The organism is Mesorhizobium sp. M1D.F.Ca.ET.231.01.1.1 (genome assembly GCF_003999155.2).
Classification (GTDB): Bacteria; Pseudomonadota; Alphaproteobacteria; order Rhizobiales; family Rhizobiaceae; genus Mesorhizobium.
On the sequence record NZ_RZOZ02000009.1, the window covers coordinates 178100 to 202474 of the forward strand.

Consider the following 24375-nt stretch of genomic DNA (forward strand, 5'->3'; position numbering starts at 1 on the left):
TACTGACTCTGGACGGTCCGTTGGGGGACAGGTCCTATACGATACCTAGACCAAAGTCTTAAAAACAGCTGGTCACTTGAGAGCCAGCAGAGGATGAAAAAAATTGTCCAATATCGACGACAAGACTGCAATCGAGCTGACCGCCGACATTGTCTCGGCCTATGTAGGCAACAACCCGCTTCCGGCCTCCGGCCTGCCTGATCTGATCGCCAGCGTCAGCGCATCGGTGCGCAAGCTCGCCGGCGGCGTCGCCGTCAAGGAGAGCGCGCCGCAGACGCCGGCCGTCAATCCGAAGCGTTCGGTCTTCCCCGATCACATCGTCTGCCTCGAGGACGGGAAGAAGTTCAAGTCGCTGAAGCGGCATCTGTCGACCGACCATGGCCTGACGCCGGACGAATACCGCGCCAAATGGGGCCTGCCGGCGGACTATCCGATGGTGGCGCCCAGCTATTCGGCCACCCGCTCGGCGCTCGCCAAGTCTTCCGGCCTGGGCCGCAAGCCGGCCGCGGATTCGGGCAAGGGCAAGCGCAAAGCCAAGGCCTGAGCCGACGGCCATGTTGCCTGCAACGGACGACGCCAAGCTGTCGGCCGACCGGGTGGCCGCGTTCGACGCATTGCGTCGCAGGGTGGCCCTCCAGTCTTCCGCCGACGCCGGCGAAGGGGTCAAGGCGCGGCGCGTCCTGTTCTCATTGGACCTGCCGGCCGTCGATCTGCATGCCGCGCTTGTCGCGCTCGACAATTTCGAGCGCGCCATCGTCGAGCATGACGATCGGCTGGTCGTTGCTGCGCGACGGCTGAGATGCCTCGCCGTCCTGGGCGGCATCATCGGCGGATGAAAAGGCGCGCGATTGCGTCCTCTGCATTCCCGGAAGGCAGATAGCCAGACCGTGTCGGCGGTCCTGCCGGTGCTCTGGCAGTCCTCAGTTGCGAGGTGGCTTGCCGACCTCGGCGCGGCGGTCCTGCTCGGCCGCGAGGCTATCGGCCTCGACAGCCGTCATCTCCAGGAAATAGACCAGCATCTGATAGCGCGTGCGTGAAAGCATCTTCGCAAGCCTGCGCGTAATCTCCGCGACATATCTCAGCATGCGCAGATCGTTGGCTGCTCCGTCCATCGTGAGCTCCTGACACAGTCGAGTTATTGTTGTTATTGTTGATTGTTATTGGCGCCTATGCGCGACTCATGGCGCAATCATAAATTCGCAGGATTGCGGTAAAACTGAAACCAATTTTTCGCCAAGCATCACGGCTGGATCAAAAGATTTGCGACCTTTTCTGCTGGCAACTGTGCGAGCCGCGCCAATATAAGCCAAGGTGGAAGTTGCGGTTGTCTTGGCAGGATGGCCCTCTCCTACGCGAGGAAATAGCATTGCTCACCGATCGGTGACGGGGGGCCGGACTGAACGGCCAGGCCCCGCTGTGTCGCTCAGTCCTTGTAAGCGGAACAGAAGGCAGGCGGGTTGTCGTTGCCTATCATGGCGCAGCCGCGCTTGATCTCGTCGATCATCATGCCGCACGCGTTCTGGCCGTTGCAGGGCGGATGTGTCGCCGGCGACACCTGAATGCATTGCGAGACATATTGGTCCGATTTCGCCTTGCCTGCCGATTGCACGCACGGCCGCGTATCGTTCTGGCTTGCCTTGGCAGGAGCGGCCGTCGCAGGCGCAGCGCCAGCCGTCGCAGGCGCGGCACCAGCCGTCGCAGGCGCGGCACCAGCCGTCGCAGGCGCGGCGGCGCCGGCGGCTTGCGGTACGCAGGAGAGGTCGCCTTCCGGACATTGCAATTGGTGCTGCAACTGCGCCAGCCGGGCCTGGGTCAGCTCCGCCTTGCAGGTTTCGACCAGGCTCGAATACACCGAGCCGTCGGCATAGGGCCGGGTGCGGAAGGCGCATTCCTTGTCGCGGAACGGGATCCAGGCGCGCTGCGCATCACGCAGGCGCTGCTGGTCGGCGGTGGTGAGGCGTTCCGCCAGCGCCCTGTAGACGACGTTGAGCGCGGCATCGGCCGAGGTCGCGTCCTTGGCTGTGCATGTGGCGAGATCGGCCTGCGTCTTCGCCGCCGCGCAGTCTGCGGCCTGGGCAGGGACCGCCATCATGGCGGCAACCGCCACTGCCAGCACGGCCGAAAGGAGGGTGGTCTTACACGTCATCGGATCTGTCCTTTGCGTGGATAGGCCCCAGCCGCTCGCGCCAGCATAGGTTGAGACGATGGCAGCCATCAACGTCAAACCGGAGACGTGGCAACCAAAGGGTGAGCGGTTGCGATTGGCGAAAGCGGACGAGCGCGCAATCTCTCCAACTGGAGAAGGGCACAGGTGGCGCTGTGCCGCCGGCCTCTCAGTCGTTCACAGGCGACGCCTGAGATTGTTCTCCGGGATCGATTTGGATCAGCAGGTGTTCCATCTGGCGTGCCTCCGGTCCGCCGGCCGTCTCTGCCACGAGCGGGGAGATTGAAGATGTCAGCAACGCGCTCGCCGGCTCAGTCGAGGAGAGTGCTCCAGCGGCATCGCCCGCGAACAGAACCACCTGCGTCGCCAGCGCAGCCGTCGTGGCGACCTGGAAGAAGATGAAGGCGAGTGCGAGATAGCGGATCACGGGCCCCAAAACGCTCGGGGAGGCGAGTGGTTCCAGTCCGTCGGGTTTTTCTGCCGCATGGTCCACGGTCGCGCGCGGCGAGCCCCATCCGCGGCCTGGCTCTTGCGAAGCGCCGATGTCCCGTGCAAAAGCGCAGCCCATGCTCATCATCAACGACCTCTCGCTGCGCATGGCGGGGCGCCTGCTTCTCGATCATGCCTCGCTGACCCTGCCGGCCGGCACCAAGGCCGGTCTCGTCGGCCGCAACGGCACCGGCAAGACCACGCTGTTCAAGGCGATCACAGGCGATTTCCCGTCCGAGACCGGCTCGATCAGCCTGCCGAAGAACACCCGCATCGGCCAGGTGGCGCAGGAAGCGCCGGGCACCGAGGAGCCGCTGATCGAGATCGTGCTCAAGGCCGATGTCGAGCGTGCGGCTTTGCTTGAAGAGGAAAAGACCGCCACCGATCCGCATCGCATCGCCGAGATCCATACGCGGCTCGCCGACATCGACGCGCACTCGGCCGAGTCCCGTGCGGCCACCATCCTTGCCGGCCTCGGCTTCGACGATGCCGCGCAGCGGCGGCCAGCCTCGTCCTTCTCCGGCGGCTGGCGCATGCGCGTCGCGCTCGCCGCCGTGCTGTTCTCCGAGCCGGACCTTCTGCTGCTCGACGAACCGACCAACTATCTCGACCTCGAAGGCACGCTGTGGCTCGAGAACTATGTCTCGAAGTATCCGCACACCGTGCTTTTGATCTCGCACGACCGCGACCTGCTCAACCGCGCCGTCAACTCGATCGTCCATCTCGACCAGAAGAAGCTGACCTTCTGGCGCGGCGGCTATGATCAGTTCGAGCGCCAACTGACCGAGCAGCGCGAATTGCAGGAGAAGAGCCGCGCCAAGCAGGAAGCGCAGCGCAAGCACATGGAGTCCTTCGTCGAGCGTTTCCGCGCCAAGGCTTCGAAGGCGAGGCAGGCGCAGTCGCGCCTGAAGGCGCTGGAGAAGCTGAAGCCGATCGCCGCCGTGGTGAACGACACGGTGCGGCCGTTCTCCTTCCCCGAGCCGGTCAAGACGGTGGCGTCGCCGATCGTTGCGCTCAACGGCGTCAATGTCGGCTACACCGAGAACAATCCGGTGCTGAAGAAGATGACGCTGCGCATCGATGCCGACGACCGCATCGCGCTGCTCGGCGCCAACGGCAACGGCAAGTCGACCTTCGCCAAACTGCTTGCCGGCCGGCTGAAGGGCGAGACCGGCACGATGACGATTGCGCCGGGGCTGAAGGTGGCAATCTTCGCCCAGCACCAGCTCGACGATCTGCGGCCAGAGGAAAGCGCCTATGAGCATGTGCGCCGGCTGATGCCGGACGCGCCCGAAGCCAAGGTGCGCGCCCGCGTCGCCCAGTTCGGCTTGTCGACCGAGAAGATGAACACGGCGGCGAGGGACCTGTCCGGCGGCGAGAAGGCGCGGCTGCTGATGGGCCTGTCGGCCTTCGAGGGCCCGAACCTCTTCATCCTCGACGAGCCGACCAACCATCTCGACATCGACAGCCGTGAATCGCTGATCCATGCGCTGAACGATTTTCCGGGTGCGGTGATCCTGATCTCGCACGACCGGCATCTGCTCGAGGCGACGGCCGACCGGCTCTGGCTGGTCAAGGACGGCGCGGTCAATCCCTATGACGGCGACCTCGAGGATTACAAGACGCTGGTTACCGGCGTTTCGTCCAACCGCCGCGAGCAGAAGGAAGCGGACAAGGCCTCCAAGGCCGACCGCCGCCGCGAGGCGGCCGCCCGGCGCTCGGCGCTCGAGCCTTTGGCCAAGGAGATCCGCGCCACCGAGGCGCTGATGGACCGCATCCGCAAGCGCATCGACCTCATCGAGGACGAGCTCGCCAATCCGGCGATCTACGAAAAGGATCCGTCCACCGCGACGCGCCTGGCCAAAGAGCGCTCGCAATTGGCGCATACGCTGGCGCAGAACGAGGACAAGTGGCTGACCATGTCGGCGGAATACGAGGAAGGGATCTCGGAGTAGCGCCTCTCCTTCTCCCCAAACAAAGGGGAGAAGGGGAAGCCCCATCTGGCCCTACACCTCTCCGCCAAAACCCGCTACACGCCCCCCATGAACCAGCATGCCAAGCTCAGGATCGGCCATTCGGCCTGTCCGCACGATTGCCCCTCCACCTGCGCGCTCGACGTCGAGCTTCTCGACAATAACCGCATCGGCCGCGTCCACGGCGCCAAGACGAACAGCTACACGGCCGGCGTCGTCTGCGCCAAGGTCGCGCGCTATGCCGACCGCGTGCATCATCCCGACCGCCTGCTGAAGCCGCTGGTGCGCGCCGGCGCCAAAGGCGAGGGCGCCTGGAGGGAAGCGAGCTGGGAAGCGGCGCTCGACCTCGTCGCCGAGAAGTTCATCAGGGCCGAGGAGACATACGGCTCGGAGACGGTCTGGCCCTATTACTATGCCGGCACGATGGGTCTGGTGCAGCGCGATGGCATCCACCGGCTGCGCCACGCGAAAAAATACTCGGGATTCTTCGGCTCGATCTGCACCAATCTCGCCTGGACTGGCTGGATGGCGGGTGCGGGCGCGCTACGCGGTCCCGACCCGCGCGAGATGGCGAAGTCGGATTGCGTGGTGATCTGGGGCACCAACGCGGTGGTCACCCAGGTCAACGTCATGACCCATGCGATGCGGGCGCGGAAAGAGCGTGGCGCGAAGATCGTCGTCATCGATATCTACGACAACGCCACGATGAAACAGGCCGACCTCGGTCTTGTTTTGCGGCCCGGCACCGACGGCGCGCTCGCCTGCGCGGTCATGCATGTCTTGTTCCGCGATGGCATGGCCGACCGCGCCTTTCTCGAAAAATACACCGACGACCCGCGCGGGCTGGAAGAGCATCTGCAAGAACGCACGCCGGAATGGGCGGCCGCCATTACCGGGCTCAGCGTCGCTGAGATCGAAGCCTTCGCCCACCTCGTTGGCACGACAAAGCGGACTTATTTCCGCCTCGGCTACGGTTTTGCGCGCCAGCGCAACGGCTCGGTCAACATGCATGCCGCTTCCTGCATCGCCGCCGTCACCGGCGCCTGGCAGTATGAGGGTGGCGGCGCCTTCCACTCCAATTCCGGCATCTTCAAGCTGGATCAGGATGTGCTCGAGGGAACCGCGATGCGCGACCCGAACATCCGCTATCTCGACCATTCGCGGATCGGTCCGGTGCTGACCGGTGCGGCGGATGCGCTCTATGGCGGTCCGCCGGTGACGGCGCTGCTCATCCAGAACACCAATCCGGTCAACGTCGCGCCCGAGCAGCGGTTGGTGACTAAGGGTTTTATGCGCGACGACCTGTTCACCTGCGTGCACGAACAGTTCATGACCGACACGGCCAGGCTCGCCGATGTCGTGCTGCCGGCGACGATGTTTCTGGAGCATGACGACGTCTACAAGGGCGGTGGCAACCAGCACGTCACGCTGGGGCCGAAGCTGATCGAGCCGCCCGAGGGGCCGCGCACCAACCATTTCGTCATCGAGGAACTGGCAAAGCGGCTCGGTGTCTCCGACCGGCCGGGCTTCGGCCTGACCGAGAAGGAGCATATCGACATCATCCTCGGCAAGCGCGGGATCGGCAGCTTCGACAGCTTGAAGGAACAGAAGTGGATGGACTTGCAGCCCGGCTTCGACGACGCGCATTTCATCAACGGTTTCGGCCATGCCGACAGGAAATTCCACTTCCGCGCCAACTGGACCGGGCAGTCGGCGCCCAACCGGCCGCCGAAAAGCATGGGCCTGTTAGGCCCGGTCGAGCGGCTGCCTGAATTCCCCGACCATGTCGAGCTGATCGAGGTCGCGGATGAGGAGCATCCGTTCCGGCTGACGACCTCGCCGGCGCGCAATTTCCTCAACTCGACCTTTGCCGAGACGCCGGTGTCGAAGGCCAAGGAAGGTCGGCCGGAACTGCTACTCCACCCCGACGACGCCGCGGCGCTCGGCATCGAAGATGGCGGCCGCGTCGAGGTCGGCAACCGTCGCGGCGACCTCGTGCTGCATGCCAAGCTTTTCGACGGCGTGAAGCGCGGCGTCGTGGTGGCCGAGGGCATCTGGCCGAACAGCGCGCATGAGCGCGGCGAGGGCATCAACGTGCTGACCGGCGCCGATGCGCCCGCGCCCTATGGCGGCGCCGCCTTCCACGACAACAAGGTGTGGTTGCGGGCGCTCTGACTACTTCGTCGCCTGCGCGTCCAGCGCCTTGATCTGCTCCGCGGCCGCCTTGCGGGCCGTCGCATCGATGCCGGACGCGCCCTTGTCCTTGGCATAGGCGATCAGTGCCGTGCGCGTGTCCTCGTCGCATCCGTCCTCGCCCAACCCGTCGATGCCGGCCTTGCGGGCTGCGGCCAGTACGGAGTCGCAGGCGTCGGGCGCGAATGCGAACTGGCCCATGATGGCGCCGAGCGTCAGCGGATCCTGCAGGCGCGGATCGTCGCGGATGGCCTGCAACGTGGCGTTGCCCATCGCCTTCGATTTTCGATCCTGCGCGATCTGCGTCAGGTCGAAGATGAATTCGAATTCCGCCTTGTCGACGCCCGCCGGTTTCGACACGAGGATGTCGAGCGCATAACGTATGACCTGGTCGGGCGTGACGACCGCTCGCACTGCCTTTGCCTGATGGTAGTTGCGCACCAGCGCCCAACGCGAGGGCAGGTCGCCATAGCGAGCGAGCATGTCGAGCTGCTTGATGGCGGCCAGCTTCTGCTTCTCGGTCTTGGCGGCCTGCGCCTGGGTGAAGACCTTGTCGCGGACGCGGTCGAGAATTTCGCCCGCCAGCAGGTCGGTGGCCGGCGCTGCCTGCTGCGCCCCTGCGGCTTGCGGGCTGGGAGCATCGCCAAGCGGGCCCTTCGCGTCGACCCAGTCAGCCAGCGCCTTGCGCGCGTCCGGGCCGAAATAGCCCTTCGGCTCACCGGCGTAGAAGCCTTCGCTTTTCAGCGTCGTCTCGATCGCAACGCGGATTTCGTCCGGCAGCGTCTTGCCGACGCCGACCAGGTTCTCTTCCTCGAGGCCGGCTGGCGCCTCGCGGAACGCGTCCATCACGGCGGCGGCGACCGCAGCCGTTCCGGCGCTGGAGGCCGGTCCGGAAAACAGGCCGCTCAGTTCGATGTCGGCGCCGCCGCCGAACACGCCGGCGCCCATTCTGCCGAATCCGTCATTGTAAAGCGCGATACGGTCGGTGATGCCTTCGCGCAGCGTCATCAGGTGATCGAAACTGTCGAAGGTGAAAGCATTGGCGAGCTTGCTTTTTGCCTTGAGTGAACCGAGCCGCGCCGCCTCGCGCCACGCATGCAGGCGTTCGCGCGGGTTCTTGTCGATGCCGAGACCGTTGTCATAGGCCTCGCCCAGCAGGACCATCGCCTCGACGCTGCCTAGATTTGCGGCGTTGATCAGCATCGCGGTCGCCTTCGCGTCGTCCTGGGGGTAGACCACGCCCCGCCGCAGGAGCTTGGCCTGCAGCAGATAGGCCTGCACTTCCTTCTTGGCTTCGCCCTGGTCGATCAGCGCTTTCAGTTGATCGTCGCTCAGCCCGTCGTCGCGGCGCGACGGCTTATAGCTGGTCGAATCGAGATTGGCATATTGCGTCGAGGCGTAGAGCCAGAGCGCGTCGCGGTCGCCGGCATCCGCCAGCGGCTTCAGCATGGCGCGCGCGGTGTCCTCGCTCTTGAACTGCTGATTGTCCGAAAGCTCAAGCCGCGCCAGCGCCAGTGCCGCGCCGGGCTCGCCCGCTTCGGCGCCGTCGCTCAGGCGTTCGACCAGCAGATCGGGATAGTCGACCCGCACGCCGTCATAGTCGAGAAGCGGGCCCGCAAGCCTGATGCAGGCATCGAGATCCCATGAGGCGTTGAATAGTTGGACCGCCGCCCGCGGCTGGCGGCCGACGAACTTGCCGTCCAGCAGCAGGCCGGCGAGCATCGGCCCGGCCTCGGCAACATTCTTGGTGGCGGCGCGCAGCATGGCGATGGCGCGCTTGCCGTCCGCCGGGCCGCCTTCGCCCTTGGCCAGCATGTCGGCCAGCATCGGGACGGCGTAGTCGTCGTGACCGGCGCGCGCCTCCAGCAACTGCCTGGCCTTTGCCGCATCCTGCGGCGTCCCCCGGCCCAGTCGCAGCGCCGTGATGTAGGCGAGCGCGGATCGTCCGGAGTCATTGGTCCCGGCCTGGGAATCGGCCTCGACAGCATGAAAGGCCTTTTGCTGCTCGTCACTGGTGAAGCCATCCTTCTCCAGCGTCTTCTGCGCGATCAGCAGCGGCATGGCGGCGCGGAGCTGGGCGTCCCATTCGCCGGGCGACTGGCCCTGGGCCGGCGCGCCGCTGATGCGCTGCGCGATCTCGACCATTTTGCGCGCGTCGCGGCGCAGCAGCGGCCCTTCGCCATACTGGCGCAGCAGCGTCAGCAGGGCGGTGAGATGACCGGCCGCGCCAGCTTTCTGCAAGGCATCGAGCGCCATTTCGCGCGTGACCGACGGCGCACCGGCATCCGCGCTGTCGCGCCGATGCACCGAGTAGAACTCGTAGAGCAGGAAATTCGCTTCAGGGCTGCCGCCATCGGCCAGCGGCTTGACCTGCGGGATGAGCCAGGTCAGTCCCGGCTGGTCGAGCGCCACTTCGACCCTCAGCCATTGCAGCGTCAACCGCTTTTCCTGTGGCGCGCCGAGCATCGCCGCCTGACATTTGTTGGCCAGGTCTTTGAGTTTGCTGAGGTTCATATCGAATGGGAAGAGCGCGCCATACTGGACCGGCGGCGCCTTGGCCTCAGGGTCGAGCGGCACGGAGGCGCCACGGTCACAGGTGCTGATCGCCTCGGCGAGCGCGGCCTTCTTTGCCGCATCGTCGGGTTTGTCGGAAGACGCCTGCGCCGCGAAGGCCCCGCCGGCAAGTGACGCCGGAGCAAAGCAGGAAAGAACAGTGAGGCAGGAAAGAACCAGGACATGCACTGGCCGCAACATGGGCGTCCCCCTCGGACACGGTCCGGGCGTCGCAGCCGGACACTGACGCCAAATTAGCACGTCACGTCAGCGATGATGAGTGTGGCGCTTCACATTCGCGCGCGGTTCGCCCCAGCTTTCTGCGGGCTTTGCGATCTGGCCCAAGCGGCTTCGGTCGCACCCGCCAGCTCCGGCGGCTATAGAGGCACCACGCAACGAAGGAGGATGCCGTGGCCAAGGTCTCGCTTCTGGGCATTCCGCATGACGAGAACTCGTCCTATCTGCGCGGGCCGGCCGAGGCGCCGCCGCTGATCCGGCGCGAGCTGGCCAGCGACGCCTACACCTCGTGGTCGGAAAGCGGCTTCGATTTGACCGATCGCTTCATCGATCACGGCGACATCGATTTCACCCAAGCCGGCGACCCGTGGCAGCGGATCGAGAACGAGGTCGGCCGCGCTCTGGATGCTGGGCACCCGCTGATCTCGCTCGGCGGCGACCACGCGATTTCCTGGCCGGTGCTGCGCGCGGTGCGCCGCCGCCATCCGAGCCTGACGATCGTGCACATCGACGCGCACCCGGACATCTATCATTCCTATGACGACAATCCGCGCTCGCACACCTCGCCCTTCGCCCGGATCATGGAAGAGCGGCTGGCCGACCGGCTGATCCAGATCGGCTTGCGCACCGTCAACGACCATCATCGCGACCAGTTCAGGCGCTTCGGCGTCGAGGTGGTGGAGATGCGGCATTTCAAGGAAGGCTTGCAACTCGACCTCAAGACGCCCGTCTATATCTCGATGGACATCGACGCGCTCGATGCAGCCTTCGCCCCCGGCATCTCCCACCGTGAGCCGGGAGGCTTCACCACCCGCCAGGTGATCGGCCTGATCCAGGGAATAGACCAGCCAATCGTCGCCGCCGACGTGGTCGAATACAATCCGCGCCAGGACCTTTCCAACGTCACCGCGCTCGTCGCCGCCAAGCTGGTCAAGGAGATCGCCGGCATGATGCTGAAGACGAACGGCGCGACGGCCGGCTGAATCAATTTGCTAAGGCGGCGTGCTAAAGGTTTGTTGCGACTCGCATCTCGACGGGGAAAGCCATGCCGCAGCCGCTCAGGATAGCCATAGCCGGCGCGCTCGGCCGCATGGGCCGGCAGATGGCGGAAGCCGTTCAGGCCGATCCGCGGCTGGAGCTTATCGTGCGCTTCCATCGGCCGGGCAGCGCGGGCGAGGGGCTGGTCGAGCGCGACGAGGCGCTGGCGCTTGCCGATGTGGTCATCGATTTCACCACGCCGGCGGCTTCGGCCGAACTGGCAAAGGCCTGCGCCGCGCGCGGCGGCCCGGCGCTGGTCATCGGCTCGACCGGCTTCGACGCTGCCGAACTGGCCGCAATCGCCGAGGCTGCGAAGACAATCGCCATCGTGCGTTCCGGCAGCTATTCGCTGGGGCTCAACATGCTGACCGGTCTGGTCGAGCAGGCAGCGCGGGCGCTCGGTGCCGACGACTGCGACATCGAGATTTTCGAAGCGCATCACCGCTTCAAGGTCGATGCACCTTCGGGCACGGCGCTGATGCTGGGCGAAGCGGCCGCGCGCGGGCGTGGCGTCAGGCTGGACGGTGTGGCCAAGCATGCTCGCAACGGCATCGTGGGCCCGCGCCCGCAGGGCGAGATCGGCTTTGCCGTGCTGCGCGGCGGCAGCATCGTCGGCGAACACAGCGTCAGCTTCTTCGGCGAGGGCGAGAAGCTCACGCTTTCGCATGCCGCTAGCGACCGCTCGATGTTCGCGCGCGGCGCCATCGCGGCGGCGCTCTGGGTCGCCGGCCGGCCGCCGGGCGAATACGACATGCGCGACCTGCTTGGCTTCGTCGCTTCGTGATCGGCAGTCGCCGCGGAATTCGTCCGTTCGGCCGTCAAAACGGCTGAAAGCCAGCTGAAAGCTTGGGCATGCAATGACAGTTCTGCGGCGTTGCCGCGTGACCGGTCGGGGAGCGGCCGGCAAGGAGGAGATGCGGCGCAGCCTGGAGGGCGCGCCGCCCAGGTGGAGGAAGTTACGTGACCGGTTTCATCTCGAAGTGCGTCTTGCGTTCGGCAGCGCTCACGCTTGCCGTTGTCGCCGCCAGCGCGACGGCGGCATCGGCCGCCGACAAGATCACCATCATCGTCGGCGGCATGGAAAAGCAGATCTACCTGCCGGCCGTGCTCACCCAGCAGCTCGGTTACTTCAAGGATGAGGGGCTCGATGTCGAGCTGGTCAACTCCCGCGCCGGCGTCGAGGCCGAAAACGAATTGTTGGCGGGCGCCGTGCAGGGCGTCGTCGGCTTCTACGATCACACCGTCGACCTGCAGTCGAAGGGCAAATACATCCAGTCGATCGTCCAGTTCAGCCAGGCGCCCGGCGAGGTGGAGCTGGTTTCCGCCAAGCATCCGGAGATCAAGTCGCCGGCCGACTTCAAGGGAGCGACGCTCGGCGTCACCGGCCTCGGCTCCTCGACCGATTTCCTGACGCAGTATCTTGCCGTGCGCAACGGCCTGAAGCCTGGCGACTACACGCTTTTGCCCGTGGGCGCCGGCAACACCTTCATCGCCGCCGTCAAGCAGGACCAGATCCAGGCCGGCATGACCACCGAGCCGACCATCGCCAAGCTGCTCCAGACCGGCGAGGCCAAGGTGCTGGTCGACATGCGCACGCCCGAGAAGACCAAGGAAGCGCTCGGCGGCAACTATCCGGCGGCGTCCTTCTATGTCCAATCCGCCTGGATCGAGAGCCACAAGGACGAGGCGCAGAAGCTCGCCAATGCCTTCGTCAAGACGATGAAGTACATCGCCAGCCACTCGGCCGAAGAGATCGCCGACCAGATGCCGAAGGACTACTACGCCGGCAACAAGGACCTCTATGTCCAGGGTCTGGCCGGCGGCAAGGCGATGTTCACGCCCGACGGCCGCATGCCCGCCGATGGCCCGGAGACTGTGCTGAAGGTGCTGTCGACCTTCTCCAAGAGCCTGCAGGGCAAGCAGATCGACCTGTCGAAGACCTACACCACGGCATTCGTCGACGCCGCCAAGTAGCATCGATTGGCGAGCCGCGCTTGCCCGGCGCGGTCGTTGAAGAACAACAACTTGCGCGGCTTGCCTGAATCAATTCGGCAGCGGCGCCTTCCGGATGCCGAGGCACCGCAGGCCCATGGGCGTAAGCCCCCGGGCATCCCCGCACCATCGCCAAAGGAGTGTGCCATGCAGTTGCAAACCATGGCGGCCGAAAGGCTGTCTCCGGCCGCGCCGCCGGCCGATGCCGCAATCGCCATCGACGACGTGACGCTGCGCTTCGTCACGCCCGACGGCCACATGATGACGGCGATCCGCGATTTCACCATGACGGTGGCGCACGGCGAGTTCGCCTGCGTCGTCGGGCCGACCGGCTGCGGCAAGTCGACGACGCTCAACCTGGTCACCGGCCTGCTCAGGCCGACCACCGGCAATGTCCGCGTCATGGGCAATCCCGTCACCCAGATCAGCCGCGACATCGGCTTCGTCTTCCAGGCCGACGCGCTGTTTCCGTGGCGCAGCGTCATCGACAATGTCGCCGCCGGCCCGCTCTATCGCGGCACGCCGAAGGCTGAAGCCTATGAGCGGGCGCGCGACTGGATCGCCCGCGTCGGCCTTGCCCGCTTCGAGAAACACTATCCGCATCAGCTGTCGGGCGGCATGCGCAAGCGCGTGGCCCTTGCCCAGACCTTCATCAACCAGCCGAAGATCCTGCTGATGGACGAACCGTTCAGCGCGCTCGATATGCAGACCCGCACCGCCATGCAGGACGAGCTGCTTGGTCTCTGGTCGGAGCTGAAATCCTCAGTGGTCTTCGTCACCCACGACCTCGAGGAAGCGGTGGCGTTGGCCGACAAGGTCTACGTGCTCACCGCCGGCCCGGGCACGGTGAAAAGCGTCTACCGCATCGACCTGCCGCGCCCGCGCGTCATGGCCGACATCCGCTACGACCAGAAATTCATCGAGATCGCCAAGGTGATCTGGAACGACCTGCGCGAGGAAGTGCAGCTCGGCCAGAGCCGAGGCCTGCAGACCGGCCATTGAGAGGAGAAACAGCATGACCGCCATTTCTTCCACCGATCAGGCTGCCGCCCGCGCGACCTCGATCGTCGCCGCCGAGGCCCGGGCGAGGGCGCGGCTGCGCCGCCGCCATGCCCTGGTCATCGGCCTGCGGCTCGCCATCCTGATCGTCTTCCTCGCGCTCTGGGAACTCGGCGCGGACTACAACATCATCGATCCGTTCTTCTTCTCCAGCCCCTCCGGCATCTGGGAGCAGATCTGGTCCTGGGTCACCGAAGGCACCTCGCAGGGTCCGCTCTGGCTGCAGATCTACGTGACGCTGGAAGAAACCTTCCTCGGCTTCGTCATCGGCGCGCTGGGCGGCATCGCTGCCGGCATCATCCTCGGTCGCAATCGCCTCCTGGCGGATGTCTTTTCGATCTACATCAAGATCGCCAACTCGGTGCCGCGCGTGGTGCTTGGCTCGGTCTTCATCATCGCGCTCGGCCTCGGCATGGCCTCCAAGGTGGCGCTCGCCGTGGTCATGGTGTTCTTCGTTGTCTTCGCCAATGCCTTCCAGGGCGTGCGCGAGGCCGACCGGGCGATGATCGCCAACGCCCAGATCCTCGGCGCCTCGCCCTATCAGATCACCACCACGGTCATCATCCCGTCGGCGATGAGCTGGATCCTGGCGAGCCTTCACGTCAGCTTCGGCTTCGCGCTGGTCGGCGCCGTGGTCGGCGAGTTCCTCGGCGCCAAGCAAGGCATGGGCCTCTTGATCTCGACCGCGCAAGGCGCCTTCAACGCCAATGGCGTTTTCGCGGCCATGATCATCCTGGCTGTGATGGCGCTTGTGGTGGAATTCCTGATCACCCGCTTCGAGAACTACGTCGTCAAGTGGCGCCCGGCGCCGTTCAACGAGCAGGGGACCTGATCGGTCCGTCATCGGAGGAGGCCAGCGGCAGCCGCACCTCGACCTTGAGTCCGCCGCCGGCGGCGTCTCCAAGCGTGACGCTGCCGGCGGCATTCTCGACCACCTCGCGCACGATTGCCAGGCCGAGCCCGCTGCCTTCCTCGGTCGCGCCGGCAATGCGATAGAAGCGCTCGAAGACATGCTCCCGCTCCTCAGCCGGAATGCCGGGGCCGGTATCGGTGACCGTCAGCACGCCCTCGCGATCGACCGCGGCCAGCTTGACGGTCACGTTGCCGGTAGCCGGCGTGTAGCGCAGTGCATTGTCGACAAGATTGACGATCATTTCACGCAGCATGGTGCCGTCGCCGATGACGAGCACCGGCCCAGTCTCATCGAGCCCAAGGTCGATGTTGCGCTCGATCGCCTTCGGCGCTTGGCCTTCCAGCACCTGGCGGGCGGCTTCGGTGAGGTTGATGCGGTCGGCGCGCGGTCGCCGGCTGCCGGGCTCGGCGCGTGACAAGGTCAAAAGCTGTTCGGCCAGACGCGCCAGCCTGCCGGAGCTTGCCTGCAAGGCGACAAGCGCCTCCTGGCGCTGGTCGGCGGCGCTTTCGCGCAGCGCATAGCTTGCCTGCGTCGACATGAGCGCCAGTGGCGTGCGCAGCTGGTGCGCGGCATTGGCGATGAAACGGCGCTGCGCCGCCATCTGCGCCCGCACGCGCTCCATATAGGCGTTGAGCGCGTCGATCAGCGGCCGGATCTCGCTTTGCGCGCCGGGAACCTCGACCGGGTCGAGGTCGCTGCGGTCCGGCGAGCGCACCGCATCGCGCAGGCGGATCAGCGGCGCCAGCCCACGGCGCAGGCCAAGCAGCACGAACACGCCGGCAATCGCCACCAGCGCCAGTTGCTGGGCGAAGGCGCTGAACCAGAGGCGCTTCACCATCGCGTCATGCCCGGCAAGCGTGACGCCCACGGTGACCCTGATCGGCGAATCCGCGCCGGCGCCGATCACCGCATGGCTGAGCGTTGCGAGACGCAGCCGGTGATCGCGATAGGAAGCCTCGATGCTGCCGCCTTGCGGCGCCCCGGGCAGGTCGGGATAACCGGTCAGCAGCCGGCCGTTCGCGGTCTCGACCCGATAGTAGACACTGTCGCGGTCGCCGGTGTCGAACATCTCGATCGCGGCTGGCGGAACGGTGGCGTCGAGAACGCCGTCGGCCATCGCCACCTGCTCGGCGATCGCGCGCGCCGAACCGACCAGCATGCGGTCGGTGACGAGGTCGGAGGTCGACACGGCGTTGCGCTGGCTGGTCCACAGGTTGACGGTCACCAGCGCAGCCAGCGGCAGCACCACCCAGGCCAGCAATTGCAGGCGGAGGCTGCTAATCCGCATGGCGCCTATTCTTCATGGCGCAGCAGATAGCCGAGGCCGCGCAAGGTGGCGATCTGGACGCGCGAGCCTTCCAGCTTCTTGCGCAGGCGATGCACATAGATCTCGATGGCGCTGGGGTCGGCGTCGGTGTCGAAATCGTAGATTGCCGCCGAAAGGGCCGCCTTGCTCACCGTGCGCCCGGCCTTGACCACCAGCTGCTCCAGCACCGCATGTTCGCGTGGCGTCAGGGACAGCGTCTCGACGCCGAGCGAGAACAGCCTGGTGTTGGTGTCGAAGACGAGGTCGCCGCAGGAAATGACGGGCGCGGTCCGGTCGTTGGCGCGGCGCAGCTGCACGCGGATGCGCGCTTCCAGCTCCTCGATCTGGAAGGGCTTGGCCAGATAGTCGTCGGCGCCTTCGTTGAGGCCCTTGACCCGGCCGTCGAGACTGGCGTTGGCGGTGAGCACGATCACCGGCACCGGGTTGCCGCGCGCCCTCAGCCGTTTCAGCACCTCCATCCCGCCCATGCGGGGCAGGGCGAGGTCGAGGATGATCAGCGCATGGTCCCCGGCCGCCAGCGCATGCTCGACGTCCTCGCCGTCATGGACGACATCGACGACATAACTCGCCTGGCGCAGCGTCTTGCTCAGCCAATCGGCCAGTTCGCGATTGTCTTCGACAAGCAGGAGCCGCATCGTCTGTCGTTGTTCACTCCGCGGACCGCGCCGGCCCTGACGAGCGCGCGGCGTCCGAATTCGATCCTCAACGTCAACCGATAGTATCGATCCGTTCACAAGGCAAACGCCGGCCGGAACCTGGCGGCGCCGGCTTTCGATCGCTCAGCCGATCTTGACTCTGATCAAACCGAACGGTTCGGTTCAAATTATGTTGACGAATTGTGCGTCACGGGTGAACACCGGCGCTCCAATTGAGGGCGCGGCGCCGGATGTGACGACATGTAACTTATTGCAAATAAAAGAATATCTAATTGCGATGGGGCGCTTTTCTTCGGACTCAAGGTCGAACCGATCGGTTCGATTTGCACTTTTTCGTGATTGGAAATGGCAACAGGGTAGACCCATCTCGGGGTGGTCCGAGCGACGCGAATTTCCATTAAGGCACGCCACTAACGGACACGACTTTTGAAATCTGGAGTCCCTGAAATGAACAAGATTGCTCTTACCGCCGCCGCCGTTCTCGTTGCCACCGGCAGCGCCTTCGCCGGCAGCGACCATTACGGTTCCGACAACGTCAACCAGCCGGCTGTCACCCAGTCGGCCGCTCCGCGATCCGGCGACAATATCGATCGCAGCATCACCGGCTCGATCCGCAAGTTCGAGCAGCGCGATCTCGAGATCACCCCGGATCAGAACCAACCGGAATCCGGCCAGGGCATCTGGGGCCGCTAAGCCGACCCGATCCCGAAACCGATAAGAACCACAGACCTCAGAGCGGCGGGGTTGTCCCGCCGCTCTGCTCTTGTAGAGCCGGCTGCCGGTCGGCCTGAATCTGTTGTTGCGAAACGAACTTCCAGGCGCGGCCACGACGGCGGCTTCGACGTGCTCAGCGAGGAAGAGATTTCGCCCGGGAATAAAACCGGGCCGTTCCGGGTCTTGTCGGCAGCGGGGCCATCCTCCCAAGGCGCCGCCGATGAAACGACAGGACAAGGAACACTCAAATGACCAGGATCGCATTCGTCGCGGCCGCCATGCTTGTCGCTGCCATGGGCAGCGCCTCTGCCGGCAGCGACCACTACGGCGCCGACGGCGCCAACCAGACCAACGCCGGCGTCGACCAAGCTCCGACCGCCTCGATCCGCGTACGGGACATGGCGCATCACCAGGCTTCGGTGGCGACCGGCTCCGGCGAGACGGTCGCCGACATGATCGCCAGGCACAATGACGAAGGCCTCTGGGGCAGATGACGGCGCCGAACCTTCCTCGAAAACTCCATCCACACTCAACGACAGGAACTTCTGAAATGACCAGGATCGCTCTCACCACTGCCGCCATGCTTCTCGCCATGGGCTCCGCCTTCGCCGCCAGCGACCATTACGGCGCCGACAACGCCAATCAGCCGACCGCCGGCGTCGACCGCGGGCTCACCGCCTCGGTGCGCAAGCACGAGGCCGCCAAGCCGGCCAATGTGGATTCCACAATGACCACCGGCCCGGCACCATCGCAGCTCTGGCCGGATCCGGGCCAAGGCATCTGGGGCAATTGATTTTTCGCCTCGAGGATTTTGCTGAGCGGTGAAGCTGCCGATCTCCCCCCTTGTGGGGGAGATGTCCGGCAGGACAGAGGGGGGCGCGAAGGAACGCTGCCCGGGCAATTTCGGCTGATGGGCTGAGGGGCGGAACACCGGAAGGTCGGCGGGACAGCGCCCCCCTCTGCCTTGCCAGGCATCTCCCCCACAAGGGGGGAGATCAGCAGCTTCGGCGTCTACCCCAGATCCTTCGGCCTGATGAAATCCGTCAATCGCGCGCCGCCGAATTCGAGGTTCGCCCAACCGTCCTTCACCGTGAACCGCGCCAGCGCCGCCGTCGGGAACTTCGCTTCGATCTTCTTGAACACCCCTTCATCCGATCCGGCGCCGGCGAGCCGCAGCGCGAAATTCTGCAGGCCGGGATTGTGGCCGATCACCAGCAGGCTCTTCGCTTTCGCTTGCCGCACGCGCGCCAGGATGGCGGCGGGCGCCGCTTCGTAGAGCTCCTCGGCGAACTCCGCCGGCACATGCTTCGGCAGTTCCCGGGAGACCAACCGCCAGGTGTCGCGCGTGCGCAGCGCCGGCGAGACCAGCGCCAGATCCGGCTGCCAGCCGCGCCGCGAAAGCTCGCGCCCCATCAGCGGCGCCGTCTTCAGCCCGCGCGGTCCGAGCGGTCGGTCGAAATCGGCAAGCTTGGGATCGTCCCAGCTCGACTTGGCGTGGCGCAGGATAAGCAGTTGTCTCATCGGCATTGTTCAGGACCAGGTAATCTCGGCGTTGAAATCCTTGCCATATTCGCCACCATATTTCGCGCCCGTGGCGGCATCAAAGGCCCCTACCAGTGCACCGAAGACAAACAGGCCCACGCGCTGTTCGTCGCTATCCCACCTCACGGCCTCTTCGTACTCGAAGACACCTGCAATGTCGCCTTTGGTGCAGACCGCGCTGTCGAAGATATCCACGGCTACCAGGTCCCGATTGGTGCGTCGTCTCTGCCTCTAAGGCGTGATCCGCGCCAGCTGTTCGAGGTCACGCTCTTCGCGCAGCGGATCCGGCGCCATCACCACCGAGGTGGCGTTGTCGGCGTCTTCGGCGAAGTGGGCGAGCACGGTGTGGCCCTTTTCCATGCGGGCCTTGCCTTCGGCGACCAGACCCAGCGCCAGCGGGTAGAGGCGGTGCTCCACTTTCAGCACCCGTGCGGCTAAAGTGTCCTCATTGTCGCCGACCATCACCGGCACGGCGGCCTGGGCGATGATGGGGCCGTCGTCCATCTCGGGCGTGACGAAATGCACCGAGCAGCCATGGATGCGCACGCCGGCGCGGATGGCGCGCGCATGCGTGTCGAGCCCCTTGAAGGCCGGCAGCAGGGCAGGGTGGATGTTGACTATGCGCCCTTGCCATTTCTCGACCAATCCGCGGCCAAGGATGCGCATATAGCCGGCCAAGGCCACGATCTCGGCGCCGAAGCCGGTGAGCCCCGCGTCGAGCGCTGCGTCGTACGCGTCCTTGCTCGGATGGTCGGCGCGCTGGATGACCTTGGTGGCGATGCCGCGCGACTGCGCGATGCCGAGGCCGGCGGCGTTCGCGCGGTCGGAGATGACGCCGACGATCTCGGCCGGATAGGTTGGGTCCGCGGCCGCCGCGATCAGCGCCGTCATGTTGGAGCCGCGCCCCGATATCAGGACGACCGTGCGCTTCCTGCTCATAGGCCGATCGAGCCCCGATAGATGACGCCCGCGTCGCGCCGCGGCACGATGCGCCCGATCGGCGTCACCGTCTCGCCCGCCTCCTGCAGCACCGCCGCCACCTGCGCCGCCTGGCCGGAAGCGACGGCCAGGATCATGCCGATGCCGCAGTTGAAGGTGCGCATCATCTCTTCCGGCGCGACGCCGCCGGTCTTGGCGAGCCACGAGAACACCGGCGGCACGTCGATCGCCTCGAGGTCGAGCTCGGCCGAAAAATCCTTGGGCAGCACGCGCGGAATGTTTTCCGGAAAACCGCCGCCGGTGATGTGGGCGAGCGCCTTGATGCCATGCGTGTTGCGGATGGCCTTGAGGATCGACTTCACATAGATGCGCGTCGGCTCGAGCAGCGCCTCGGCGAGGCTGATCTCGTCGTTGAACGGCGCCGGATCGCTCCAACCAAGGCCGCTCGCGGCGACGATGCGGCGCACCAGCGAGAAGCCGTTGGAGTGCAGCCCGGAGGAGGCGAGCCCAAGCAGCACGTCGCCCTCGACAATGTCGTCGGTGGGAAGCAACTGGCCGCGCTCGGCCGCGCCGACGGCAAAGCCCGCAAGATCGTAATCCTTGTCGTAATACATGCCTGGCATCTCGGCCGTCTCGCCGCCGATCAGCGCGCAGCCGGCCTGCCGGCAGCCCTGCGCGATGCCGCCGACGATCGCCGCGCCCTGGTCGGGGTCGAGCTTGCCGGTGGCGAAATAGTCGAGGAAGAACAAAGGCTCGGCGCCCTGCACGACGATGTCGTTGACGCACATGGCGACAAGGTCGATGCCGATCGTGTCGTGCTTGCCGGCATCGATGGCGATCTTGAGCTTGGTGCCGACGCCGTCATTGGCCGCGACCAGCACCGGATCGGTGAAGCCGGCGGCCTTCAGATCGAACAGGCCGCCGAAGCCGCCGATCTCGCCATCGGCGCCCGGTCGGCGCGTCGCGCGCACCAGCGGCTTGATCTTCTCGACCATCAGATTGCCGGCATCGATGTCGACGCCCGCCTCGGCATAGGTGAGCCCGTTCGTGCGCTTGGCCTTGTCGCCCTTGCTCATCTTCGGCTCGTCCCTGTTTCCATTGCGGGCTCTTCGCATGAATGGTTTCGGGGAGCAAGGTTGACGCGCAGGCGAGGGAGTTTGTTCCGGGGAAAGTGCTGGCGAGGCGATTGGCCGTCACCGCCGCATTCGCAAATGGCCAGCGCAGAAGAAGGAAGCAAGCCCCCTCCCTTGCATCCACCCCCCATCTCCCTCATCTATTTCCCAATAAAGCCACGACGGGACATCGCGTGACCATACCCAACATGATCACGATCATGCGCCTGCTGCTGGTGCCCGCCGTGGTACTGGCCATGCTGCAGTCGCGATGGGACTGGGCGTTTGCCGGCTTCCTCGTCGCCGGCATCTCCGATGGCATCGACGGCTTCATCGCCCGCCGCTATCGGTTGTTCTCGCAGCTCGGCGCCTATCTCGATCCGATAGCCGACAAGCTTCTCCTGGTCTCGGTTTTCGTCGTCATGGGCTTTGCCGGCGAGCTGCCGCTGTGGCTGGTCGTGACCATGGTCTCGCGCGACGGACTGATCGTCTGCGCCGTGCTTTTGTCGAGCGTGATGGCGCATCCGGTCGAGGTGAAGCCGCTCTTCGTGTCGAAGATGAACACCGCCGTGCAGATCGCGCTTGCGGCGCTGGTGCTGGGCGAGCTTGCCTTTTCCGTCCATCTCGATCCGCTGCGGCCGGCGCTCATATTGCTGTCCGGGGTCTTGACCGTGGCTTCGGCCGCGGCCTATCTCGTGGCCTGGCTAAGGCATATGAGCGGCAATGGCGAAGGCTCCCAGACGAGCGGCACCAAGTCGGGCAATTCCAACACCGGCACCTGACAGCGAAGCCTGGACGGCCGCGGCCTCGACCGCGCTCCGCCGGCAGATCGCGTTCTGGCTGATCTTTGCCGTGCTCCTTGCGCTGTTCCTCTACATCTTCTCCGGCATCCTGCTGCCCTTCGTCGCCGGCATGGTGCTCGCCTATTTCCTCGATCCGGTGGCCGATTGGCTGCAGCGGCTCGGCCTTTCCCGGCTCATGGCGACGGTGGTGATCCTCATTGCCTTCATCGTCGTCGTTGTGCTCGCCTTCGTCATCCTGGTGCCGGTGCTGGCGACCCAGATGGCCGATTTCGCGCGCAAGCTGCCGGAATATCTCACCCGCCTGCAGTCACTCATCACCAGCTTCGATCCGAAGTGGCTGGAGCAGCGTTTTGGCGTCAACGCCGCCGGATTGCGCGACGGGCTGAACTCGCTGCTCACCTCCGGTTTCAGCCTGTTGACCACCGTCTTCACCTCGATCTGGAGTTCGGGCGTGGCGCTGGTCTCGGTCGTCAGCCTGTTCGTCGTCACCCCGGTCGTCGCTTTCTACATGCTGCTCGACTGGGACCGCATGGTGGCCGTGGTCGACAGCTGGGTGCCGCGCGACTATGTCGAGACGGTGAGAGCGCTCGCCCGCGACATCAACACCGCCACCGCCGGCTTCGTGCGCGGGCAGGGCACGCTCTGCCTTGTGCTCGGCGCCATGTATGCCACCGGCCTGACGCTGACGGGCTTGAACTTCGCCATTCTCATCGGCTTCTTCGCCGGGCTGATCTCCTTCATCCCCTATGTCGGCTCGCTGACCGGGCTGGTGCTCGCCGTCGGCGTCGCCTTCGTCCAGTTCTGGCCGGACTGGACGATGGTCGTGCTTGTGGCTTGCGTATTCTTCGTCGGCCAGTTCATCGAGGGCAACATCCTGCAGCCAAGGCTGGTCGGCAAAAGCGTCGGCCTGCACCCGGTCTGGCTCATGTTTGCGCTGTTTGCCTTCGGCGCGCTGTTCGGCTTTGTCGGGCTGCTGATCGCGGTGCCGGCTTCGGCGGCCATCGCGGTGCTGGTGCGCTTTGCGATTTCCCGCTATCTCGAATCGCCGCTTTACAGGGGCCACGCCACCGAGACCACGCCGCCGCTGCCGGCCGATCGCGGCGGCGGCCACCGCAGCCAACCGCGTGGCTGAGATGGCTGGTGAGCGCACCGAACCGCCGCGCCAGCTGCCGCTCGACCTCGGCCACGGCACCGGTTATTCGCGCGACGAACTCGTCGTCTCCGGCGCCAATGCCCAGGCGGCGGCACTGGTCGACCGCTGGCCGGACTGGCCCTCGCCGGTGGTGGTGCTGGCCGGGCCTCCGGGTTCCGGCAAGACGCATCTCGCCCAGATCTGGCAAACACGGGCGCATGCGGTCGCTATCGCTCCCGACAGGATCGGCGAGAACATCGGCGGGCTTGGCGCGATGCCTGCGCTCATCGACGACGTCGACAAGAGCCCGATCGACGAGCAAGGCCTGTTCCACCTGATCAACACGGTGCGCGGCGCCGGCTCCACGCTGCTTCTGACGGCACGGCGCTTTCCCTCCGCCTGGCGCGTTACGCTGCCGGACCTCGTCTCGCGGCTGAAGGCGGCGGCGACGATCGAGATCCACGAGCCGGATGACCTGCTGCTTGCCGGCGTCATCACAAAGCTCTTCGCCGACCGCCAGGTCGAGGTCGAGCCGCATGTCGTGCAATATCTGGTGCGGCGCATCGAACGCTCGCTGGCGACCGCCATGCGCGTCGTCGAGCGCCTCGACCGCGCCGCGCTCGAACGCAAGACGCCGATCACCCGCGCACTTGCCGCCGAGACCGTCAGCGCCATGGACGAAGGGCAGGGCGAGTTCGATATTTAAGGCATGGCTCCCGAAAGTGGGAACGGGTTTCGGGACAAAGACATGCGTAAAATCAGAACCTAAAGCGCACGGGCGAGTCTGAAAGATCGACGCGCCTTAGGATAACGAGGAAGGCGCTCGACCGAGAGGTCCTTCTACGCCCATAGCCCTGCCAAATGCTGGACCAGTAGATAGACCCCCGTATGCGCCGCCACGTAGCAGGTGGCGACGAAGACAAAGAATATGAGGCTCGCCGATCGCGACCGGCCGGCGCCGCCGTTCTGCCTCTTGCTCGGCCGGTTGTTCCAGATCCACAGGGCAGCGCAAAGAATTGCCCAGACGACCATGACCGGAACCGTGAAGCCGTAATAGGCCAGGTAAGCCGGGCCGATCAGCGACAGCAACGCCTCGATACCAGGCATCGGAAAATCCCCCTTTTGTCCAAAGTCTAGACCGGCGGCAGAGTTGGAAGCGAGCGATTATTCGAGCCGTGCTCGGACAGAAACTGGTGCACTTCCGAAAAGTTCTGGCGTTCGATATCGAAGCGGCTCGTCGCTATGCCAGTCTCGCCGTAAAGGCCAGAACCGCCGGCAAGGGCTTCCCGGTCCGGATGGCTACATCGCGCCGATCGCCGCCGCGAGAGGTTTCCAGGTCGCTTCGCGAGATGTCGGGCCGTTCCATGCGGCGGGTGTGCCACTCATCAATCCATGGGGTGGCGCATGGTCCCATTCCGGGACGGTTCCCGCTGGCATCCATCTTGCACCGTGAGAGACGCCGGTTGATCCCGGTCCCGATCGCGTTTCAGATCGGGTTGTAGGCTCGCCGGGCTTGAGGTTGTTGGGGACTCGCCCGGC

At 65.5% G+C, this 24375-nt stretch carries 26 protein-coding genes and 1 pseudogene; 16 read left to right on the plus strand and 11 right to left on the minus strand.

What is annotated here, in order from left to right; all coding sequences use genetic code 11:
• Positions 1-103 precede the first annotated feature (103 nt).
• Both EN874_RS23100 and EN874_RS23105 read left to right on the plus strand, forming a co-directional pair.
• Entirely contained in the window at positions 104-544 is a 441-nt protein-coding gene (locus EN874_RS23100) for a MucR family transcriptional regulator (protein ID WP_126084900.1), read from the plus strand.
• 10 nt (positions 545-554) lie between these two features.
• Positions 555-836: a hypothetical protein gene (locus EN874_RS23105; protein WP_127427439.1), complete on the plus strand. Its 282-nt coding sequence runs from the start codon at positions 555-557 to the stop codon at positions 834-836.
• Positions 837-920: 84 nt separating this feature from the next.
• On the opposite strand, the gene EN874_RS23110 is transcribed toward EN874_RS23105, so the two are convergent.
• From EN874_RS23110 to EN874_RS23120, 3 genes are all read right to left on the minus strand, one after another.
• Complete coding sequence (locus EN874_RS23110; protein WP_127427440.1) at positions 921-1112, minus strand: hypothetical protein; 192 nt, start codon at positions 1110-1112, stop codon at positions 921-923.
• Between the two features lie 311 nt (positions 1113-1423).
• Entirely contained in the window at positions 1424-2146 is a 723-nt protein-coding gene (locus tag EN874_RS23115) for a lysozyme inhibitor LprI family protein (RefSeq protein WP_168247562.1), read from the minus strand.
• Positions 2147-2333: 187 nt separating this feature from the next.
• Positions 2334-2744 (minus strand): hypothetical protein, encoded by a 411-nt coding sequence (locus EN874_RS23120; RefSeq protein WP_127427442.1) that lies wholly within the window; start codon positions 2742-2744, stop codon positions 2334-2336.
• On the opposite strand from EN874_RS23120, the gene EN874_RS23125 reads away from it, so the two are divergent.
• Together EN874_RS23125 and EN874_RS23130 are read left to right on the plus strand one after the other, a co-directional pair.
• The gene (locus tag EN874_RS23125) at positions 2731-4608 is read left to right on the plus strand and encodes an ABC-F family ATP-binding cassette domain-containing protein (protein WP_127427443.1); all 1878 of its coding nucleotides are present in this window, start codon (positions 2731-2733) and stop codon (positions 4606-4608) included. The two genes, EN874_RS23120 and EN874_RS23125, sit on opposite strands and share 14 nt — an antisense overlap.
• Before the next feature lie 87 nt (positions 4609-4695).
• Positions 4696-6801 carry a molybdopterin oxidoreductase family protein gene (locus tag EN874_RS23130; RefSeq protein WP_127427444.1) on the plus strand — a complete coding sequence of 702 codons (2106 nt, stop codon included), beginning with the start codon at positions 4696-4698 and terminating at the stop codon, positions 6799-6801.
• On the opposite strand, the gene EN874_RS23135 is transcribed toward EN874_RS23130, so the two are convergent.
• On the minus strand, positions 6802-9573 hold the full coding sequence (locus EN874_RS23135; protein ID WP_127427445.1) for a sel1 repeat family protein: 2772 nt from the start codon (positions 9571-9573) through the stop codon (positions 6802-6804).
• A gap of 209 nt (positions 9574-9782) precedes the next feature.
• On the opposite strand from EN874_RS23135, the gene speB reads away from it, so the two are divergent.
• From speB to EN874_RS23160, 5 genes are all read left to right on the plus strand, one after another.
• On the plus strand, positions 9783-10592 hold the full coding sequence (gene speB, locus EN874_RS23140; RefSeq protein WP_127427446.1) for an agmatinase: 810 nt from the start codon (positions 9783-9785) through the stop codon (positions 10590-10592).
• A gap of 62 nt (positions 10593-10654) precedes the next feature.
• Complete coding sequence (gene dapB / locus EN874_RS23145; RefSeq protein WP_127427447.1) at positions 10655-11431, plus strand: 4-hydroxy-tetrahydrodipicolinate reductase; 777 nt, start codon at positions 10655-10657, stop codon at positions 11429-11431.
• A gap of 176 nt (positions 11432-11607) precedes the next feature.
• Positions 11608-12621: an ABC transporter substrate-binding protein gene (locus tag EN874_RS23150; RefSeq protein ID WP_126084891.1), complete on the plus strand. Its 1014-nt coding sequence runs from the start codon at positions 11608-11610 to the stop codon at positions 12619-12621.
• A gap of 165 nt (positions 12622-12786) precedes the next feature.
• Positions 12787-13641, plus strand: coding sequence for an ABC transporter ATP-binding protein (locus tag EN874_RS23155; protein ID WP_127427448.1), 855 nt, complete (start codon positions 12787-12789; stop codon positions 13639-13641).
• A gap of 13 nt (positions 13642-13654) precedes the next feature.
• Positions 13655-14530 carry an ABC transporter permease gene (locus EN874_RS23160; RefSeq protein ID WP_126084889.1) on the plus strand — a complete coding sequence of 292 codons (876 nt, stop codon included), beginning with the start codon at positions 13655-13657 and terminating at the stop codon, positions 14528-14530.
• On the opposite strand, the gene EN874_RS23165 is transcribed toward EN874_RS23160, so the two are convergent.
• Positions 14511-15899, minus strand: a complete 1389-nt coding sequence (locus EN874_RS23165) for a sensor histidine kinase (RefSeq protein WP_127427449.1) — start codon at positions 15897-15899, stop codon at positions 14511-14513. The two genes, EN874_RS23160 and EN874_RS23165, sit on opposite strands and share 20 nt — an antisense overlap.
• A 5-nt stretch (positions 15900-15904) precedes the next feature.
• Positions 15905-16573 carry a response regulator gene (locus EN874_RS23170; RefSeq protein WP_127427450.1) on the minus strand — a complete coding sequence of 223 codons (669 nt, stop codon included), beginning with the start codon at positions 16571-16573 and terminating at the stop codon, positions 15905-15907.
• A gap of 468 nt (positions 16574-17041) precedes the next feature.
• On the opposite strand from EN874_RS23170, the gene EN874_RS23175 reads away from it, so the two are divergent.
• The 3 genes from EN874_RS23175 (at position 17042) to EN874_RS23185 (ending at position 18101) form a co-directional block, all read left to right on the plus strand.
• Positions 17042-17287, plus strand: coding sequence for a DUF680 domain-containing protein (locus EN874_RS23175; RefSeq protein WP_127427451.1), 246 nt, complete (start codon positions 17042-17044; stop codon positions 17285-17287).
• A gap of 269 nt (positions 17288-17556) precedes the next feature.
• Entirely contained in the window at positions 17557-17802 is a 246-nt protein-coding gene (locus EN874_RS23180) for a DUF680 domain-containing protein (protein WP_127427452.1), read from the plus strand.
• 56 nt (positions 17803-17858) lie between these two features.
• Complete coding sequence (locus EN874_RS23185) at positions 17859-18101, plus strand: DUF680 domain-containing protein (RefSeq protein WP_127427453.1); 243 nt, start codon at positions 17859-17861, stop codon at positions 18099-18101.
• Positions 18102-18319: 218 nt separating this feature from the next.
• Here the strand turns inward: EN874_RS23185 and EN874_RS23190 are convergent, their stop codons facing one another.
• The 4 genes from EN874_RS23190 to purM are packed head-to-tail and all read right to left on the minus strand — an operon-like array spanning position 18320 to position 20865.
• The gene (locus EN874_RS23190) at positions 18320-18829 is read right to left on the minus strand and encodes a histidine phosphatase family protein (protein WP_127427454.1); all 510 of its coding nucleotides are present in this window, start codon (positions 18827-18829) and stop codon (positions 18320-18322) included.
• Positions 18830-18838: 9 nt separating this feature from the next.
• Positions 18839-19045 (minus strand): hypothetical protein, encoded by a 207-nt coding sequence (locus EN874_RS23195; protein WP_127427455.1) that lies wholly within the window; start codon positions 19043-19045, stop codon positions 18839-18841.
• 36 nt (positions 19046-19081) lie between these two features.
• Positions 19082-19789, minus strand: coding sequence for a phosphoribosylglycinamide formyltransferase (purN, locus tag EN874_RS23200; protein ID WP_127427456.1), 708 nt, complete (start codon positions 19787-19789; stop codon positions 19082-19084).
• Positions 19786-20865: a phosphoribosylformylglycinamidine cyclo-ligase gene (purM, locus tag EN874_RS23205; RefSeq protein WP_127427457.1), complete on the minus strand. Its 1080-nt coding sequence runs from the start codon at positions 20863-20865 to the stop codon at positions 19786-19788. Before purM ends, purN begins: the two co-directional genes overlap by 4 nt.
• 230 nt (positions 20866-21095) lie before the next feature.
• Here purM and EN874_RS23210 point away from each other — a divergent pair, with 230 nt between their 5' ends.
• From EN874_RS23210 to hdaA, 3 genes are read left to right on the plus strand one after another with little or no spacing between them, the layout of a single operon-like run.
• Positions 21096-21683 (plus strand): CDP-alcohol phosphatidyltransferase family protein, encoded by a 588-nt coding sequence (locus tag EN874_RS23210; protein ID WP_127427458.1) that lies wholly within the window; start codon positions 21096-21098, stop codon positions 21681-21683.
• The gene (locus tag EN874_RS23215; RefSeq protein WP_127427459.1) at positions 21625-22836 is read left to right on the plus strand and encodes an AI-2E family transporter; all 1212 of its coding nucleotides are present in this window, start codon (positions 21625-21627) and stop codon (positions 22834-22836) included. Before EN874_RS23210 ends, EN874_RS23215 begins: the two co-directional genes overlap by 59 nt.
• A gap of 1 nt (position 22837) precedes the next feature.
• Positions 22838-23542: a DnaA regulatory inactivator HdaA gene (gene hdaA, locus EN874_RS23220; RefSeq protein WP_127427536.1), complete on the plus strand. Its 705-nt coding sequence runs from the start codon at positions 22838-22840 to the stop codon at positions 23540-23542.
• A gap of 134 nt (positions 23543-23676) precedes the next feature.
• On the opposite strand, the gene EN874_RS23225 is transcribed toward hdaA, so the two are convergent.
• Complete coding sequence (locus EN874_RS23225) at positions 23677-23943, minus strand: hypothetical protein (RefSeq protein ID WP_127427460.1); 267 nt, start codon at positions 23941-23943, stop codon at positions 23677-23679.
• Between the two features lie 98 nt (positions 23944-24041).
• On the opposite strand from EN874_RS23225, the pseudogene EN874_RS34445 reads away from it, so the two are divergent.
• Positions 24042-24289: pseudogene (locus EN874_RS34445) on the plus strand (hypothetical protein); the annotation flags it as partial.
• Between the last annotated feature and the right edge of the window lie 86 nt (positions 24290-24375).

Excerpts from the sequence above, each read along its gene's own strand:
- EN874_RS23105 (WP_127427439.1), top strand. The coding sequence starts at position 555 with ATGTTGCCTGCAACGGACGACGCCAAGCTGTCGGCCGACCGGGTGGCC.
- EN874_RS23110 (WP_127427440.1), bottom strand. The coding sequence starts at position 1,112 with ATGGACGGAGCAGCCAACGATCTGCGCATGCTGAGATATGTCGCGGAG.
- EN874_RS23115 (WP_168247562.1), bottom strand. The coding sequence starts at position 2,146 with ATGACGTGTAAGACCACCCTCCTTTCGGCCGTGCTGGCAGTGGCGGTT.
- EN874_RS23125 (WP_127427443.1), top strand. The coding sequence starts at position 2,731 with ATGCTCATCATCAACGACCTCTCGCTGCGCATGGCGGGGCGCCTGCTT.
- EN874_RS23130 (WP_127427444.1), top strand. The coding sequence starts at position 4,696 with ATGAACCAGCATGCCAAGCTCAGGATCGGCCATTCGGCCTGTCCGCAC.
- EN874_RS23135 (WP_127427445.1), bottom strand. The coding sequence starts at position 9,573 with ATGTTGCGGCCAGTGCATGTCCTGGTTCTTTCCTGCCTCACTGTTCTT.
- dapB (WP_127427447.1), top strand. The coding sequence starts at position 10,655 with ATGCCGCAGCCGCTCAGGATAGCCATAGCCGGCGCGCTCGGCCGCATG.
- EN874_RS23155 (WP_127427448.1), top strand. The coding sequence starts at position 12,787 with ATGCAGTTGCAAACCATGGCGGCCGAAAGGCTGTCTCCGGCCGCGCCG.
- EN874_RS23160 (WP_126084889.1), top strand. The coding sequence starts at position 13,655 with ATGACCGCCATTTCTTCCACCGATCAGGCTGCCGCCCGCGCGACCTCG.
- EN874_RS23165 (WP_127427449.1), bottom strand. The coding sequence starts at position 15,899 with ATGCGGATTAGCAGCCTCCGCCTGCAATTGCTGGCCTGGGTGGTGCTG.
- EN874_RS23170 (WP_127427450.1), bottom strand. The coding sequence starts at position 16,573 with ATGCGGCTCCTGCTTGTCGAAGACAATCGCGAACTGGCCGATTGGCTG.
- EN874_RS23175 (WP_127427451.1), top strand. The coding sequence starts at position 17,042 with ATGAACAAGATTGCTCTTACCGCCGCCGCCGTTCTCGTTGCCACCGGC.
- EN874_RS23180 (WP_127427452.1), top strand. The coding sequence starts at position 17,557 with ATGACCAGGATCGCATTCGTCGCGGCCGCCATGCTTGTCGCTGCCATG.
- EN874_RS23185 (WP_127427453.1), top strand. The coding sequence starts at position 17,859 with ATGACCAGGATCGCTCTCACCACTGCCGCCATGCTTCTCGCCATGGGC.
- EN874_RS23190 (WP_127427454.1), bottom strand. The coding sequence starts at position 18,829 with ATGAGACAACTGCTTATCCTGCGCCACGCCAAGTCGAGCTGGGACGAT.
- purN (WP_127427456.1), bottom strand. The coding sequence starts at position 19,789 with ATGAGCAGGAAGCGCACGGTCGTCCTGATATCGGGGCGCGGCTCCAAC.
- purM (WP_127427457.1), bottom strand. The coding sequence starts at position 20,865 with ATGAGCAAGGGCGACAAGGCCAAGCGCACGAACGGGCTCACCTATGCC.
- EN874_RS23215 (WP_127427459.1), top strand. The coding sequence starts at position 21,625 with ATGGCGAAGGCTCCCAGACGAGCGGCACCAAGTCGGGCAATTCCAACA.
- hdaA (WP_127427536.1), top strand. The coding sequence starts at position 22,838 with ATGGCTGGTGAGCGCACCGAACCGCCGCGCCAGCTGCCGCTCGACCTC.
- EN874_RS23225 (WP_127427460.1), bottom strand. The coding sequence starts at position 23,943 with ATGCCTGGTATCGAGGCGTTGCTGTCGCTGATCGGCCCGGCTTACCTG.